Here is a 17,777-nt window from a genome sequence, read left to right as displayed (position 1 = left end):
CTCTCCTTTGGAGAGGGGATGGGTGAGGTCAGACAAAACCAATAAAACACACACCTTTATGAATAAACACATTACACTTACTCTGCTATTTTTAATAGGTCTTTCGGCGAATGCCCAGACCGACAAGCGCCTGAAAGGAATTGACAAAGACCTGAACGCGTTGCTGCAGACCGCAAAGGCCGCCGGATTCTCAGTAGCGGTGGTAGAGAAGGACAAAGTGATCTACTCGGCCGGGTTTGGCTACAGGGATCACGAGAAAAAACTCCCTGCCGATGCCAACACACTATTTGCGATCGGTTCAAGCACAAAGGCATTTACCTCGGCAATACTTGGATCGCTGAGGGCCGACGGCAAGCTGGACTTTGACGACAGTCCGCTGAAATACGTTCCTGAACTTCAATTCTACAATAACGACCTGAACGGCAATGTGAACATTGAGGACCTGATGAGCCACCGCACGGGGATCCCGCGCCATGACTATTCATGGTACCTGTTCCCTACCCACAGTAGGGACAGTATCATACAAAGGATAAAGTACCAGGAGCCCTTTACTGGACTGAGGAAACAATGGCATTACAACAACTTTATGTTTACCGTGCAGGGTGTCATTGCCGAAAAGATAACCGGCAAAAGCTGGGAAGACAACATACGCGAGCGGTTCCTTGTTCCGCTTGGGATGAACCGTACCAATGTTTCGATAGCGGAAATGAAAGCAGCATCGAACGCGGCATTGGGCTATGATCTAAAAAACGACGTTATCACGAGAACGGACTACTATGACATCGCTGCGATGGCACCCGCCGGAGCAATCAACAGTAGCGCGAATGATATTGCAAACTGGATGATGGTTTGGATAAACAAAGGAAAGTTCAAAGGCAGGGAAATACTGCCGGAAGCCTACATTAATGAAGCTATGAGCTCGCATGCCGTAGTGCGTGGCGGCCTTCCGTCAAAAGAATACCCGACTACCTTCATGGCCAATTACGGCTACGGATGGATGATGGCTTCGTATAAAGGCCACTACAGGGTAGAGCACGGTGGGAATATAGACGGATTTTCGGCCAGTGTAGCATTCTTCCCGGCTGAAGAAATAGGCATCGTGGTGCTTACCAACCAAAATGGGTCGTCAATTCCATCACTTGTGCGCAACACCATTGCCGACAGGATGCTTGGCACTAAAAAGACCGACTGGAACGCACAATTGAAAGATGAGCTGAAAAAGGCAAAAGAAGCGGAGGCTGAGGCTAAAAAAGTTAAAAAACAGGACGATCCGGTAACTAAAGCACCTTCACACGAACTGAACGATTATACGGGGCTGTTCACAAATCCGGGATATGGAACTTTTGAGATCGTAAGGAAAGGTGATTCCCTTTTTGCCGAATTCCAACAAACGCGCTTTTACCTGAAGCACAAGCATTACGACATATTCGCGCCGTATGACGCTAAAGACGGCATTGATACCTCTGAAGACAGCAATGGCCTTTTCTTTAATTTCGCTACCAATGACGGTGGCGATATATCGGGCGTAAAACTAAAGGTAGAGCAATCGCTGGACCATCCGCTTGAATTTACGCGCAAGCCAAAAGCCGTAGCGGTTGACGGCGATATACTGAACGAATATGCAGGTAACTACGAGATCGCCGGAATGACCGTAAAAGTTTCGGTTAAAAATGGCAAGCTGTACATGTTCGTACCGGGCCAGCCGGAATATGAGCTTAGCCCAACATCCAAAACCATGTACGTAGTTACCACACTGGATGGCTATAAAGCCGAATTCATCAGCAAGGACGGCAAGGTCAGGGAGATGGTAATGCACCAGCCTAATGGAAAATTCACTGCAGTGAAAAAATAGCACCATAACATAAAATACAATTACTATCAAGGCCACACTGCTACTATAGCTTTGTGGCCTTTGTACAAAAACCTTTGGGTACCCTGTGGTAAAACCTTAAATTCTTAACATCGGTCAAAAAACCGCTTAACCTTACGCAAAAAAATAGTTTCTTTGCAGATAGATTAATCCGGAATAACCGAACCCTTCATGATAACATTCAATTTCAAAAAATGGAATACCATCCTCGGGTGGGCCGTTTTTGCCATTGCACTGATCACCTATTCACTTACCGTAGAGCCAACATTGAGTTTTTGGGACTGCGGCGAGTACATTGCCACCGCTGCCAAGCTCGAAGTAGGCCACCCGCCCGGAGCACCGCTTTTCCAGATGATGGGGGCGTTCTTCGCGATGTTTGCCACAGCCGATGACAAAGTAGCACTGATGGTGAACATGATGTCTGTATTTTCGAGCGCGTTCACCATATTGTTCATGTTTTGGTCCCTTACCATCGTAATGCGCAACCTGGTATCCAAATTCTCTGAATTCAATAGTAGTAATGCCATTATGGTGCTGGGCGCATCGGCTGTAGGGTCGCTGGCTTACACTTTCTCTGACAGTTTTTGGTTCAACGCCGTAGAAGCCGAGGTATACGCCATGGCATCATTATTCATCGCATTACTGCTGTGGCTGGGACTGCGTTGGGAAGAAGAAATGCACACCCCGCGGGGACACAAGTGGCTGCTCATCATATCGCTGGTTATCGGGCTTTCGTTCGGCGTGCACTTCATGGCGCTGCTAACCATTCCGTCGATCGGCTTCATTTACTTCTTTAAAAATTACAAGACAGTTACCGTTAAAAGCTTCATCATTGCCAATGTGGTGATCATAGCGATACTCCTATTCATCTTCAAATTGCTATTGCCCTACACCATGGCCCTTTTCGGGAAGACCGAAATATTCATGGTCAATTCGTTGGGCATGCCGTTCAACTCGGGCACCATATTCATTACACTGCTTATCATTGCCGGGTTTTACTTCGGGCTTAGCTATACCCGCAAAAAAGGCTATGCGCTGTACAACACGTTGCTGCTTTGCGTATTGTTCATACTGATAGGCTTTTCTACCTGGATGATGCTGCCGATACGTGCCAATGCCAACGTTGTAATTAATGAGAACAGGCCATCGGATGCTGCCGAGGTACTCGCCTACTATAACAGGGAGCAGTATGGCGAACAGAAGCTGTTTTACGGCCCTATGTTCTCGGACACCTACGCCGGCCTTGACAAAGTTAACCCGTATGAAGATGAAAAACCCAACTATCAAAGGGATCACAAAACCGGCAAGTATGTAATTGTAAACGATTACAAGAACGCCAAACAAAATACCGACGACAACCACAAAGGCTTCATGCCGCGGATGTGGAGCACCGAGCATGCTGCCAACTACATGAGGTTTACCGAACCCCTTGAGTTCAGGATAGACCCATCATACGATTTTACTGAAGACCTGATGCGCTACGGGCTGCCTGTAGACCAGATGACCGACGAAGACCTGGGCATGGCCATGGCCGAAGCGCGCGCACAGGTAGAAGGAGCGATCTCTGAATTCAGGGCCGAGTTTAAAAAAGGCAATGCCGACCTGGAAGATTACGATAAATTCCTGAAAAGATACAGCAGGTACCTGCTGGTAGACAAACCTTCTTTTGGGGCGAACATGCAGTATATGTTCCAATACCAGTTCGGCTACATGTACTGGCGCTACCTGATGTGGAATTTCGCCGGAAGGCAGAATGACATCCAGGGCCGATGGGACAGGATAGACGGCAACTGGATAAGCGGCATAAGACCTATCGATGCCATGATGTATGGCCCGCAGGACAACCTGCCGTCTGACCAGGCGAATAACAAGGCCCGCAATGTGTACTTCCTGCTGCCGTTCATACTTGGTGTGATAGGCTTTATTTTCCACGCCAGGAAAGATGCCAAGAGCTTTTACGTACTGTTGGCGCTGTTCCTCTTCACAGGGCTTGCGCTGAAGATATACCTTAACGAAAGGCCTTTCGAACCGCGTGAGCGCGACTATGCACTGGTAGGCTCATTCTACGTATTTGCCATGTGGATAGGACTTGGCGTGTATGCCATATACGACGGCATTAAAAAATACCTGCAGCCAAAAGTGGCCGGACCTGTAGTGCTGGCCGTAACTATGCTTGCCGCGCCGGTGCTCATGGCAGCCCAAAACTGGGATGATCACGACCGTTCCGGCCGTTATACAGCACTGGCCATGGCGAAGGCTTACCTTTCGTCATGCGATAAGGATGCGATACTCTTTACCATTGGCGATAACGACACCTTCCCGCTTTGGTATGCACAGGAGATCGAAGGTTACCGTACCGATGTGCGCATTGTGAACACCAGCCTCCTGATGACCGACTGGTACATTGATCAGATGAAGGCTAAGGCATACGAGTCTGATCCGATGCCAATATCGTTTACCAACGAACAGTACAAGCCGGGAACACGCGACTACATGTTCTTTGACAAAGGTACCGATGCACGCTGGCAGCTGGGTGACTTCCTAAAATGGCTCGCCATGGACGACCCGCGCGCGCAAAGGGAAATGAGCAACGGCCACATGGTTAACTACTACCCTACCAACAAGATCCGCCTGAACATAAACAAAGAAGAGATCATTAAGAACAAAGTGGTTTCTCCAAAACTATTCGACTCGATAGTGCCGTACATCGACATTGACATTAAGGGCGAAGCACTGTACAAGAACCGCATGATCATGCTCGATATTTTCCATAAGAACAACTGGAAAAGGCCAATGTACTTTACCGGGGGCAGCTTTGGCGATGATGATTACCTGTGGATGAAGGACTACCTGCAACTTGACGGCATGGTGTACAAGCTCGTACCTGTAAAAACACCGATACCTAAAGACGGCAGCCCGCTGGATATGGGGCATATTGATGCCGATAAGATGTACAACATCGTAATGTCGTGGGACTGGGGCAACAGCGAAAGCCCTGACATATACCACGACCCGGAAACACGCAAGAACAGTATTACTTATCGCACGAACCTTGCAAGGCTGATGCAGTCGCTCATTAACGAGGGCAAAAGGGACAAGGCTAAAAAGATCATAGACCTTGCCATGGCCAAAATGCCGGTAGAATATTATGGCTACTACACCTTACTGGAGCCATTCGTACAAGGGTATTATGAAGTAAGCCAAAGGGACGAGGCGCGCAAACTGCTCGACAAGCTGATAAAGAAATACCAGGAGAACCTTGACTTCTACGCGGGCTATTCACCGGCACAGCAGCTTGATGAGCACATGGAGATCATTACCAATATTGAGCGCTACAGGAGCCTGCTGTTCCTGATGGAAGACCAAAAGGACATGGAATATTACGAAAAACATAAGGTGGCATTTAATAAATATAATGCCAAATTCAGGATGCATAAAAGGGAGGACCTTTAGCATCCGGACCTTACAGTAAATGAAAAAGCAGCAGGTTTTGAACCTGCTGCTTTTTCATTTACTGTAAGGTCCGTTGTCCCTTATTTCTTATGCGATAATATCCCTGCTTTAAGCACCTGCCCAAATTCGTACATATCCTCATACGAGCAGTATAGCGGCACCGGAGCGAGGCGGATCACATTGGGTTCGCGCCAGTCGGTTATAACACCGTTCTTCATTAAATATTCGAAAAGGCTCCTGCCCTCCCCGTGAAGGAATACCGATAGCTGGCATGCCCTTTCGGATGGTTCGGACGGGGTAATGATCTCGAACGTGCTGTCTACTTCCTTATCGATCTCATGCAGGATGAATTCAAGGTAAGAAGTGATACAGTCCCGCTTTTTGATGAGCGCGTCCATTCCAACTTCGTCAAACATTTCTACCGAAGCTAAATATGGTGCTAACGACATTACCGGAAGATTGCTTATCTGCCAGCCGTGCGCCCCTCGAACCGGGTCGAAATTCGGCTCCATGAGGAAACGGCGCTCTTTATTGTGGCCCCACCATCCGGCAAAGCGTGGCAGGTCGAGGTCGTTGTGGTGCATTTCGTGTACGAAAGCACCTGAAGCATTGCCCGGCCCCGAGTTCATGTATTTGTAGCTGCACCACGCGGCGAAATCTACATTCCATTCATGAAGCTCCAGCTTGATATTACCCGCGGCATGCGCAAGGTCCCAGCCCACATAGGCTCCGGCATCCTGCCCTGCTTTAGTAATAGTTTTCATATCGAATACCTGTCCGGTGTAGTAATTTACGCCACCAATGAGGACGAGGGCAAGCTCATCGCCTACCTCTTTTATTTTATCAAGCACATCTTCCAGGCGGATGTTGTGCTCGCCTTCCCTGCGCTTTATTTCCACGATGGCATTTTCGGGCTCAAGGCCATGAAAACGCACCTGGCTTTTTATCATGTACTGGTCGCTCGGGAAAGCCTTCTCCTCGCAAATGATCTTATAACGCTTGGCCGTAGGACGGTAAAACGTTACCATCAGCAGGTGAAGGTTTACGGTAAGGGTGTTCATCACCGTCACTTCCGATGGCAATGCGCCAACAATGCGTCCCAGCGGCGCGGAAAAGCGCTCATGGTAATCCCACCATGGCTTGTCGGCATAAAAGTGGCCCTCAACAGCCAGCTTAGCCCAGTCATCCATTACCTCGTCTACATAAGCTTTGGTACGTTTTGGCTGCAGCCCTAGCGAGTTGCCCGTAAAATAGATCACCTGTTTGCCATTCACATGCGGAAAAAGGAACTCCTCCCTGTATTTGGCGAGCTTGTCGGCGGCATCAAGCCCCTGTGCGAATTCACGCGTATTCTGAAATTCCATGTGTTGTTTGTTTGTGAGGTAAAAATATGATTTTAATCATTTTGGAACAAACTTAAAAGCGGCTTTAAATTCTGTAGTTTTACAGAAGATCTTTAATGGATCTACGGAAAATGATACGACTGATGCCACAGAGAGGAAATAACGTAAAAAGCAGCCCTAAAAGAGCTGCTTTTACTATTATGTGTAACTGTAAATTACAGTATCAGCATCGCATCGCCGTATGTATAGAAACGGTAGCCTTCCTTGATCGCCTCATCGTACGCCTTGCGCATAAGGTCGTGGCCGGTGAAGGCTGAGATCATCATGAGAAGGGTCGATTTTGGCGTATGGAAGTTGGTGATCATGCAATCGGCCACACTGAAGTCGTATGGAGGGAAAATGAACTTGTTGGTCCACCCCACATAAGGGTTTAGCGTTTTGGCAGACGATACCGAACTTTCCATAGCGCGCATGGTAGTTGTGCCTACGGCGCAAATACGGCTTTTATTCAGTTTTGCTTTGTTCACGATATCACAGGCTTCCTGCGTGATGATCAGCTCTTCAGAATCCATCTTATGCTTGGAAAGGTCTTCCACCTCAACCGGGTTGAAGGTACCAAGGCCTACGTGCAGGGTGATCTCGGCAAAATCAATACCTTTGATCTCCAGCCTTTTTAGCAGGTGCTTCGAAAAGTGAAGCCCGGCTGTAGGTGCGGCAACGGCACCTTCTTCTTTAGCATATATGGTTTGGTAGCGTTCGGCATCTTCGGGCATTACCTCACGGTTGATATATTTCGGTATCGGGGTTTCGCCCAGCTCGGTAAGCTTGTTACGGAATTCCTCATACGAACCGTCGTAAAGGAAACGCAGCGTACGCCCGCGCGATGTGGTATTGTCTATAACCTCAGCTACAAGCGAATCGTCATCGCCAAAGTACAGCTTATTACCGATACGTATCTTCCTTGCAGGGTCTACAAGCACGTCCCAAAGGCGCTGCTCAGAGTTCAGCTCCCTCAAAAGGAATACCTCTATCCTTGCCCCTGTTTTTTCTTTGTTGCCATACAGGCGTGCCGGGAAAACCTTGGTGTTGTTAAGCACCATTACATCTCCTTCATCAAAATAATCCAGTACATCCTTAAACAGCTTGTGCTCAATAGTCTTTGTTTTCCTGTCAACCACCATAAGGCGTGCTTCGTCCCTGTTCTCTGCAGGAAATTCGGCCAGAAGCTCTTTCGGAAGGTTAAAATTGAAGTTTGATAATTTCATGTATGTGTCTTTTCTTGTGCTATAGGAGGGCCTTCATTGGCCTGCCCGGCAATTTTCATTGCGTGCAAATATACTATCGTGAAACAGGCGTTGTCAAGTGTTTTACGAATTATTTACAAATTGAGCTATAAACCAACAGTTTACAATTCTTCCATACCAAACCCCAATGCCTTAAGATCGTCCCAAAATGCAGGATAGGATTTGGAAACAACCCCTGCATCTTTAATGATGATGTCCCTTTTCAGGGCAAGCGGCGCAAAGGCCATGGCCATGCGATGGTCGTTGTAGGTATTGACCTCACCCCCAGCCCCTCTCCGAAGTAGAGGGGAGCGAGCTTCACTCATTCCCTCAAAATTTTGGTATGGAGATAAGGTTAAACTGTCATTTGTTATATCAACCTTTGCTCCCAGTTTTTCGAGTTCCGTTTTAAGGGCGGCAAGGCGGTCTGTTTCTTTTATCTTTAATGTATGGAGCCCCGTGAGGTGGCAGCCAATACCAAGTCCGAAGCAGGTTACGGCGATGGTTTGGGCGATGTCGGGGGTATTATTTAGTTGACAGTTGACAGTTGACAGTTGTCGGTTTTCCTTTCGTAACGTGATAGTATCGCTGTTAAATTTTGTTGTAACTCCGAGCGTATTATAAATTTCGACTAATTCACTATCACCCTGAAGGCTGATTTTTTTATAAGAGGATAATTGTACAGAAGTACCTTCGGGCGATAATGCGATGATGGAATAATAATAAGAGGCAGAACTCCAGTCACTTTCAACTGTCAGGTTAACGGTTGTTGGTTGCCGGTTGCCGGTTGCCGGCTTGACTATAATTTTGTTATCCGAAAATTTTGTTGGAATGCCAATTTCATTCAGCAAGGCAACCGTCATTTCGATATAGGGCCGGGAAGTGATCTCACTCTGGAGGGTAATTTCGATCTCATTATCCAACCTTCCGGCTATCAGGAGTAACGCGGTAATGTACTGGCTACTGATGTTGGCAGGTAATGTTACCATGCCCCCGGAAAGTTTCCTTCCAATGATCTTCAACGGTGGAAAGCCTTCATTTTCCAGATAATCTATTGAGGCACCAAGGCTGCGGAGGGCATCAACTAAAATACTTATTGGGCGCTCCTTCATCCTGGGCGAACCGGTAAGGATAACTTCCCGGCCTTCCTGTATGGCAAAATAAGCGGTAAGGAAACGCATGGCCGTACCGGCGTGGTGGATATCGACAACAGCATCATCTCCCGTAAGGGCTTTGAACATTACCTCACTATCATCAGATGAGGAGGCATTTTCGATAGCGATCCCGGGATATAGCGCCTGTAAGAGCAACAGTCGATTGGTTTCGCTTTTCGAGCCTGAAACCTTAATGTGACGGTTGGCTACAGCACCCGGTGTAGTAAGGCGGATGTCCATAACTATTTGTTGAGCCTTTCTTTTTTGGCTGCCATTCGCTTTCGGAATGGTTCCATGATAAATGTGTGTGCCAATGCCATGCCAACGGTCCAGATACCAATGAAACCCCAATTGGAGGCGAGGCTGCCCATGGCAATGAATACCATAAGCATCCCGAAGAGGAAGTAAATGATAAGTCCGGCAATGAACTGGGCTAATTTGGCTTTCATGGAAATACTTTTGCCAAAAGTAACGATTTTAGCGCAGTTTTTCGTTGTTATGATGGCGGTCGTGGTCGCGCTTGGATTTAAGGTCCATCTTCTTATCAAAGGCTTCCTGAAGGTCTACCCCGGTTTGGTTCGCAAGGCAAAGCACTACAAAAACCACATCGGCCAGCTCTTCGCCGAGGTCTTTGCCCTTGTCACTTTCCTTTTCGCTCTGCTCACCATAACGGCGCGCGATGATGCGGGCCACCTCACCGACCTCTTCGGTAAGCTGCGCCATATTGGTCAACTCATTAAAGTAGCGTACGCCGTGTTCCTTTATCCAGTTGTCTACTTCAAGTTGTGCGTTTTGCAGGTTCATGCTATTTCTTTTTAAGTACTATTTTCTCGTTTTGCTTGTCGTTCATTTTCATGAAGAAACTCCTTAGTGTGGGGTAATAACTTTGCGACACATTGGGATAATTAATATCGAGCGTAATGCCGATCTGTATCGTAGCATCTTTAGCAGTAATATTATACCTGAAGCTGCCGATGTTCTCCTCCATCTTCAGAGCTATGGGCTTAGGGAACGACTCTATTTCATAACCTTCGGGTATGGTCAGCGTAAAAACATACCTGTCCTGGTATGGAAACCCAAAATCTACCGGATACTCACGGGTCTCTTTGGTAAACGTGTCCTGTCTGCCGCCCAAAAACAGCATGGGGCTAATGTACATCCTGTTGCCTGCGATCTCAATACTGCCGTTATGGATAAACGAATAGGTTTCCGTTACAGGTTTTGCCAGGTCCTTACCACTATTTTCAACAACATTATCGCTTATTTCGGTATTGGAATATTTTTTCTCCAGTTGCTGCACATAGCTTTCGGAAGCCATTCCGGCATATTTTTCCCTGAACAAGTAGGCATAGTGGTCAAAATGCTGCAGGCGGGCATTTCCCGCCACGCTCCCGTCCGGGTCAATGGCGGCAGTTATGCTCACCATGTCGCACGCATTGCTGTGCGGCATCAGGTCGACCTCAACGCTCGAACCGTCATTGCGTATCATCCTTCCCTCCCAGTTTAGCGCCCTCACCGGCAAGATCCCTGGGGTCGTATTTTTGCTTGTAGCATCAAGGAGTACGATGTTCTTCCCGTCCTCCACGCCTGCCACAACGTAGTTGTATGCTGCGCGATTGGGGAACAGCGCCACACCATTAGATCGTGTACTTACCAATATGGGATGTGCGGGAACCTGGGCTTCACGAAGCATGGCAACAAGCATCAGATTGATCTCGGCCGAGTTGCCCACCTTGTCCTCATAGGCTTTCTTTACGCCCTTTTCACAATAATAGCTGGTCTCTCCATTCCAGTTCATGCGGTTTTGCACGTATTTGAAGATCGCAGCTGTTTTATCTGTAACAGACGTTATTCCCGCAGTTATCTCGGAAAGATCGGCCCTGAAATAAGAGTTATACTCCAGCTCTTTACCAAAGTCCATATCGTCATAGATCCTTTTAGTGACCGATCCCCAATCGGTGGCATATTCTTCTTTGCCCGACGGGAAGTGGGTAGAAGCCAGCTCGTGCATAAGGATGGAAGTGTAATTCCTGATGTTGTTAACGTAGCCTTCATCCTTAATTGCTTTGACATCTTTTGCCGTAAAGGTCGTGACCGACTCGTTGAACCTTCCTCCGGCACCCAGCCGTACTTTTCCTTCGGACTGGTCAACCTTCACATAGCCACTCAGGAAACGGTTATAATTGAAGTATACCGGTATGGCTACTTCATAAGATACATGGTTAACGGGTATCTCATGCTGGAAGAGCCAATCACTGAATACCGTAAAATATGGGGTTGTGATGGTGTATTTATATTCAATTACACTGCCTTCCTTCACGTTAGGCATTGTAATAATGCGTTGCCGATAGTTATCCTCAATATTTTCCCGAAATTCGCCATCGCCCTTCAGCTTTGTCCTTTCAATTTTACCATCAACAAGATTGTAGGTATATGCGTCCGAATAAGAAGCTTTCACCGTTTTGCCCCCAGTATAATAGGTAAGCTTATCGGTCGCGTATTTATAGCCATCCTTTTTATAGATCTTGATACGGTATTCTACTTCGGTTATCATCGACCAATAGCCGTCCAGGTCAAGCACAAAATAGGTATGGCCTTTTTTATACAATATCGCCGCGGGGGCCGATGTATCTGCGGGATGGGATCTTTGCTCGAGCTCGGCACGGCTCACTTTCCCCAGCCTGTACTCCTGCCCATAAGCCAACAGGCCGGTAAGCAGGAGCAACAATGCCAATGGGATCTTCTTCATTTTACTAAATTATGCTTTTTTCAGCACAACTTTCTCATTTTGTTTGTCGATCATCTTTTGGAAAAAATCTTTAAGCGTAACATAGCGGTCCTGCGATATCGCCGCATGGTTTATATCAAGCTGTACACCTATCTGCAAGGTACTGTTCACTTCTTTGATATTGTACCTGAAAGAACCGATACCATCTTCCATGACAAAATTTACAGATGCAGGCAGCGACTCCGCTACATAACCTTTTGGCAACGCAATGCTTATCATGTATTTATCCTGCCTCGGAAAAACAAAATCTATCGGATATTCCCTTTTTTCTTTGGTGAACGGATTTTCGGCCTGCTTAAAGAAAAGCATTGGGTTCAGGTATATTTTATCGCCTACAATGTCACACAGGCCGTTATGAACAAACTCATATTCTTCCATTGCCGGCTTTGCAAGTATTTTATCATCTACAATAGTATAAGTGCTCACTTCAAGGCCTTTGTATTTTTTCTCCAGGTGTTCCATACAGCTTTCCTTGCTGGCCCCTCCAAAGTTCTCCCTGAAATAGTAGGCATTATGGTCAAAATACTGGTCCCTTGCCTTACCGGTAATATTGCCCTTTTCATCGAGCTGGGCGGCAATGTTCACCACCTCTTTAGCATTGGTTTGAGGCGTAAGGTCTATTCCCTGCGAAGAACCGTCCTTCTTTATCAGCCTCCCGATCCAGTTGATGGCGCGCGGTGGCACAACATTAGGCATGGCCGATCTTGACGTTGCATCCATCAACATCAGCTTACCGTCGATCTCAACGGCAGCGATCACATAGTTAAAGGCTGTCCTGTTAGGGAAAAGCGCTATTTTATTGGAACGTGTGCTTACCAGGACCGGATCGGCATTGAGTCCGGCATAACGAAGCATGGCTGTCATCATCAGGTTTATTTCGGCCACGTTGCCCACTTTGTCATTATATGCCTTTCGCACACCGCTATTACAGGAATATCCCGTATAGTCATTCCAGTTCATCCTGTCCCTTACATAAAAGAAAATGGCATTGGCTTTATCAGCAGCCGTTTTTTGACCGGCAAGGAGGGCGTCGATATCTTTATCAAAATAGCCTGTTTTATTAAGCTCAGGGCCAAAATCATCATAAGCATAAATGGTCTTAACAACATCTTCCCATGTTGTAGAGTAAGACTTTACCGGAGTGTTAGGATATTTCACAATAGTAAGCTCGTGTTCTACACCCGCTGTATAATTGAGTACATTGTTCACAAAACTCTCATCCTTAAGTGCAGGAAGGTTATCTAATTTATAAGACACCTGCGCCTCTAAATAGTCTATTTTATCTGTTGAAAAGGTTGTTTTGGAAACATGTACCCCGGTCCTCTCTTTCGAGTTTATGGTAAAGGACTTACTCGCTGTTGTCCTGATCACTTTTGGTGGAATATAGCCCCTGAAATTTGTGTTGTACATAAAATACTCAGGTATCTTGGTCGTATATTCCGAGTGGTTTACCGGTATGCTCTGTTGGAACTGCCAGTCAGGGAACTGGTCAATGATAGGCGACCGTACAACATATTTATATTCTATTATACTGCCTTCCTTCACTTCGGGCATTACGATCTTCTTCTGCTTCCAAAATTTATTTACCTGCTCGTCAAATTCACCTTCGCCCTTCAGCTTGGTTTTTTTTACGGCGCCCTCAACAAGGTTATAGGTCGCGGCTTTAGATACATCTACCGTCTCCTTTGTTGTTGATGTACTATAATAGGGTATGATCTTATTAGCCCATTCATAACCTTCTTTAGTATATATCTTTATTTTCACCTCGGTCTCTGTCACCAGGTCAAAACCGCTTTGGTCAGAGTACGACATATATGTTTGCCCCTTGCTAAACAGTATGGCAGCACCGGCAGAGGGATCCAGCGGATGGCTTTTCTCTTCCAGTTCAGCCTTTGTCACTTCGCCAAGCTCATACTTTTGCGCCTCCGCCGAAAAGCCAGTTATAAGGAATGCCGCGATCAATCGTAATAATTTCATTTCAGGTTATTTTGGGTTATTGGTTTTTACAAGTACTACTTTTTCGTTTTGCTTTTCTATCATCTGGCGGAAAAATTCCCTGATCTCTTTATAATATTCAACAGGAACTACCGAAAAATTAATTTCGAATACCGCAGACAACTGTATACCATTTGCACTGGTATTCAAATTATACCTGAACTTACCGATATTATCTTTCATAGCCAATGACATATTTCGTGGAAAAGACTCTACTTCATATCCTTGCGGTAAGGAAATATTTATATTGAATTTCTTCTGAAAGGGATATATAAAATCTATTGGGTAGTCACGGGTCTCGCTTAAAAATGGATTTTCATTTTCGCCAAATAAAAGCATCGGGCTGAAATATATTTTCCCTCCTACATTGTCTGCAAGCATTGTATTTACATAATCAAATTCCTCAGTTAATACCTTATCCGGATCATTATCATTCAGCATCTTGTAATTACTGATCACAGTACCCTTATTGGTTGCTTCCAGTTTCTCGACGTAATCATCTTTAGGGATCATCGCAAACATCTCCCTTAAAATATGCCCTATGTATTCCATGTGCAGGTATCGCGCTCTACCGGCTACATTACCGTCAGCATCAATTGCTGCTACAACACTTACCGTTTCATGAGAATTTATTGATGGCATAAGGTTTACCTCAACAGTTCCTTTTCCTTTCTTAACCATTTGCCCGTTCCAGTTCAAAACCCGTTCCGGCAATATCCCCGGCAAAGAATACTTGCTGGTAGCATCTAATAGAATTATCTGCCCGTCGACACTTACCGAAGAGATCACATAATTAAAAGCGAATGGTGTAGGGAACAGTGCACTGCCATGTGAGCGCGTACTTGCAAGTACAGGATTTGCATCCAGGCCTGCATAGCGTAGCATAGAAGTAAGCATCAGGTTTATTTCTGCCGCATTGCCTGTCTTGTCAGCATATGCTTTTTCTACCCCTTTTCGGCAAAAAAAACCTACATATTTGTCCCAGGCCATCCTGTTGCGTACGAACTTATAAATACTGTCTGTTTTCTGCCTTTGGGTATAACCAGGTTTTAATAGCAGGTCGAGGTCATGCCTGTAATAGGAAGCGAGTTCCAGTTCCCTACCAAATTTATCCCTTTTATATATCTCATTGGCAATATTATTCCAGTTTGTCGATAATCGCTGCAATGGCATACCGGGTACATACACAGATGACAATTCATGCTTTATAGACGATGTATAGTTATCAATATTAGTTACGTACTTTTCATTTCGGATCGCCTTCACATTTTTGGCCTTATAGGTGTAATATTGCTCCGATACGTTTGTTTTTTCATTTTGGTTATATGCTGTAAGTCCTTTTTCGATCGGCACAAAACCTGTTGTGTATACATTGAATTTAAAATAAGTGGGTATATATAATTCATACCAAACCTCATCTGCCGGGATCGTGAACTGAAAGTACCAATCCTCGATCGACAAAAAATAAGGAGTCCTGAGGGTGTAAGTATATTCTATTATACTGCCTTCTTTTACATTGGGCATAGCGATCTTTTTTACCATAAAGTCTTCCTCCGCTTCCTCCTCGAACTGCCCCTCTTTTTTTAAAGGTGTTTTTTCAATAGCGCCGTTGACAAGATTATAAGTATTTGCATCAGAAAAAGAGCCTTTGGCTTTTCTGGTATCTGAATAATATATTATTTGAGAATTGGAATAACCAAGTCCTGCCTTTTTGTATACCTTGATCCGGGTATACACCTCGGTAACCATTATCCATGTGCCGCCATTAGTACGCTCAAACCAGGTTTTGCCATAACGGTACTTGTAAGCTGCGACCGCACTGCTGTCGTTAGGATGCAAACTTTCCGAGAGCTCATCTATTGTTACAGCTGGTGGCCTGGTTACACCATTCTGCGCATAAATGCTGGCACTCCAGAGCCATATAAAAATTAATACGTATCGTACCATTATTGCGCCTTTTTAAGCAACACCACCTTGGCGTTATCATTCCTGGCTATCTTCTCGCGGAACTGCCTGTAATTCTCATATTCCTTGCTGTCATAAAAGCCTTCATTTATGAGCAGCGAACGCTTAAAGAGCATTTGTGTAGGTGTTACCATTACATACTCAGCTTTGTATTCGCCAAATTTTTCGTTTATGATTATATTATCCGGCTTCGCATCCATGGTAAATCCTTCAGGCAGTTCGATGGTTATCTCATCGGTATCATAAAAACCCCTTGCGATCTCAAAAGGCGTTTTCCTGTCGCGGTATCGCTGCGGTATGTACGAATACTGGTTGAAGGCATTAACGGCAAACATCATCATGTTCCCGCTCCTGCTGCAATAGTTCTCTGCCTCGATCGCAATGTCTTCTGTAAATTCCTGGCTGTCCTTATTATTTTTCAGGCCGGTCTTTTTAAGCTTAAGGTTGCCAATGGTATTAAATACTGATCTATAAAGATCATCCAACTCATCTTTCGACTTCGACTCCAGCACATACTTGCTGTCATACTGCGACCCTTTCGATGTTATCATAACGCCACCGGTAATGCTGCCTGTGCCGGTTATCGCATAACTGCCTTTTGAAACCTGGGTATTCCCAAATTTATCGTATACTGCCGTGCGCACCAGTTCGCTCTTTTCAGGCTTGATGACCAATGCCATCCTATCGTCGGTAAAATCTCCCTGAAAACCGAACGGCGCTACCTGGCTTGTACATTCCAGCCATGTATATTTACCATTATTCGGTATGGCCAGTATCATGTGGTTGCCCTGCATGCACACAAAGTCGTTCGTCATGTCGCGCTTTTTCCTGTCCCCATATATCACTACGCAATAGGAGTCTACACCTACCGCTTTAAGCAACGCCCTCGTATAGTTGCTCAGCGCCTTGCAATCGCCGTATCCCAGGCGATCAACGTCTTTGGCCAGCATCGGCTTCCATCCGCCTATGCCCAGCTGTATGCTTACATAGCGGGTTTTGCCCTGCATGTATTCATATACTATCTTCGCCTTTTTCAGCGGATCCGTTTCAGTTCCCACCAGCGCTTTTATCTTTGCCTGCGTTTCGGGCGAAAGTTCGTCTGTACCTGCTATTAGGGCCTTATGCATCCAGGTCCCCAGGTTCTCCCAACTGTCAGCCTCTCCATCCACTCCTTCCAGATGGTATTTCTTCAGTCCAAACAACACATGTGGCACCAACTTTTGGTAGGATGGCGAAAGATCCTCATTTTTGGGAGCAGCAATGTTCGTAGCCGTCAGCGTTAGTGTAGTACCGGCCTCCTGCTTATCCAGCGCCAGCCCTTCAAAATTATACTCCCTGTGCCTCAATCCCAGCTCGGGATCGCAGGTGATCGAAAGCACCGCCTTTTCTACGCTGGCAAAAGGCCCTTCTACCGGCGACCACCGTGGCAGGAAAGCCGTATTGGAAGTCTGCGTCTCGCTTGTATATATTATGGTAAATGGATATTGCACCGGGATATAGTCAAGATATATCAAACGGTTGTCAGTGATCATAGAGCCTTCAGAGACTGCCCTTTCCTTAAAGTCCTTTTGCTTTATTTTTTTTATTTCCTGTCCAAATGCATTATAGACTACAGTTTTGATGTCCCTTATGCTCGTCGACTTGTCATAATATTCAGATGCATCGATATATCCCAACCCATTTTCATTAAAAATGGTTACTATCCTGGTGGTCTTAATGGTCATCGACTTTCGTGACGAAATGGCTATATCCTTCCTGTCCAACCTTATAACGGCATTGGCATTTTCAATTAAAGCCTTGGGGATAGAAGATACGGTTGGATTCTCCTGCGCAACGGCATGTAGCTGAAGGACCAGCATAAGTAACAGGGAAATTCTTAAAAACATGTTAAAGTTGGATTTTCGTCAAAAATAGTCGATCTTGTTA

At 45.8% G+C, this 17,777-nt stretch carries 11 protein-coding genes; 2 read left to right on the top strand and 9 right to left on the bottom strand.

The window, feature by feature from the left end:
* The first annotated feature begins 58 nt into the window (after positions 1 to 58).
* The gene (locus tag ACT6R0_RS06950) at positions 59 to 1,852 is read left to right on the top strand and encodes a serine hydrolase (RefSeq protein WP_444653091.1); all 1,794 of its coding nucleotides are present in this window, start codon (positions 59 to 61) and stop codon (positions 1,850 to 1,852) included.
* A 189-nt stretch (positions 1,853 to 2,041) separates the two neighbouring features.
* A complete protein-coding gene (locus tag ACT6R0_RS06945) occupies positions 2,042 to 5,323 on the top strand; it encodes a glycosyltransferase family 117 protein (RefSeq protein ID WP_444653092.1) in 3,282 nt (1,093 codons plus the stop codon).
* An 80-nt stretch (positions 5,324 to 5,403) separates the two neighbouring features.
* Here the strand turns inward: ACT6R0_RS06945 and kynU are convergent, their stop codons facing one another.
* From kynU to ACT6R0_RS06900, 9 genes are all read right to left on the bottom strand, one after another.
* A complete protein-coding gene (gene kynU, locus ACT6R0_RS06940; protein ID WP_444653094.1) occupies positions 5,404 to 6,687 on the bottom strand; it encodes a kynureninase in 1,284 nt (427 codons plus the stop codon).
* A gap of 194 nt (positions 6,688 to 6,881) precedes the next feature.
* Entirely contained in the window at positions 6,882 to 7,931 is a 1,050-nt protein-coding gene (gene queA / locus ACT6R0_RS06935) for a tRNA preQ1(34) S-adenosylmethionine ribosyltransferase-isomerase QueA (RefSeq protein ID WP_444653095.1), read from the bottom strand.
* Positions 7,932 to 8,071: 140 nt separating this feature from the next.
* Complete coding sequence (locus ACT6R0_RS06930) at positions 8,072 to 9,343, bottom strand: 3-phosphoshikimate 1-carboxyvinyltransferase (protein WP_444653097.1); 1,272 nt, start codon at positions 9,341 to 9,343, stop codon at positions 8,072 to 8,074.
* A gap of 2 nt (positions 9,344 to 9,345) precedes the next feature.
* Positions 9,346 to 9,552, bottom strand: coding sequence for a hypothetical protein (locus ACT6R0_RS06925; protein ID WP_444653098.1), 207 nt, complete (start codon positions 9,550 to 9,552; stop codon positions 9,346 to 9,348).
* Between the two features lie 28 nt (positions 9,553 to 9,580).
* Positions 9,581 to 9,907 (bottom strand): nucleotide pyrophosphohydrolase, encoded by a 327-nt coding sequence (locus ACT6R0_RS06920; RefSeq protein WP_444653100.1) that lies wholly within the window; start codon positions 9,905 to 9,907, stop codon positions 9,581 to 9,583.
* A 1-nt stretch (position 9,908) separates the two neighbouring features.
* Positions 9,909 to 11,852: a DUF3857 domain-containing protein gene (locus ACT6R0_RS06915; protein WP_444653101.1), complete on the bottom strand. Its 1,944-nt coding sequence runs from the start codon at positions 11,850 to 11,852 to the stop codon at positions 9,909 to 9,911.
* A 9-nt stretch (positions 11,853 to 11,861) separates the two neighbouring features.
* Complete coding sequence (locus ACT6R0_RS06910) at positions 11,862 to 13,868, bottom strand: DUF3857 domain-containing protein (protein ID WP_444653103.1); 2,007 nt, start codon at positions 13,866 to 13,868, stop codon at positions 11,862 to 11,864.
* Positions 13,869 to 13,874: 6 nt separating this feature from the next.
* Complete coding sequence (locus tag ACT6R0_RS06905; RefSeq protein WP_444653104.1) at positions 13,875 to 15,833, bottom strand: DUF3857 domain-containing protein; 1,959 nt, start codon at positions 15,831 to 15,833, stop codon at positions 13,875 to 13,877.
* Positions 15,833 to 17,737 (bottom strand): DUF3857 domain-containing protein, encoded by a 1,905-nt coding sequence (locus ACT6R0_RS06900; RefSeq protein WP_444653105.1) that lies wholly within the window; start codon positions 17,735 to 17,737, stop codon positions 15,833 to 15,835. The genes ACT6R0_RS06905 and ACT6R0_RS06900 overlap by 1 nt, the downstream gene beginning before the upstream one ends.
* Positions 17,738 to 17,777 lie beyond the last annotated feature (40 nt).

This window comes from Flavobacterium sp., from assembly GCF_052437795.1.
In the GTDB taxonomy this organism is placed as follows: Bacteria; Bacteroidota; Bacteroidia; order Flavobacteriales; family Flavobacteriaceae; genus Flavobacterium.
Note: the sequence above shows the minus strand (reverse complement) of the source record. Positions and strands in the feature narration are given on the sequence as shown.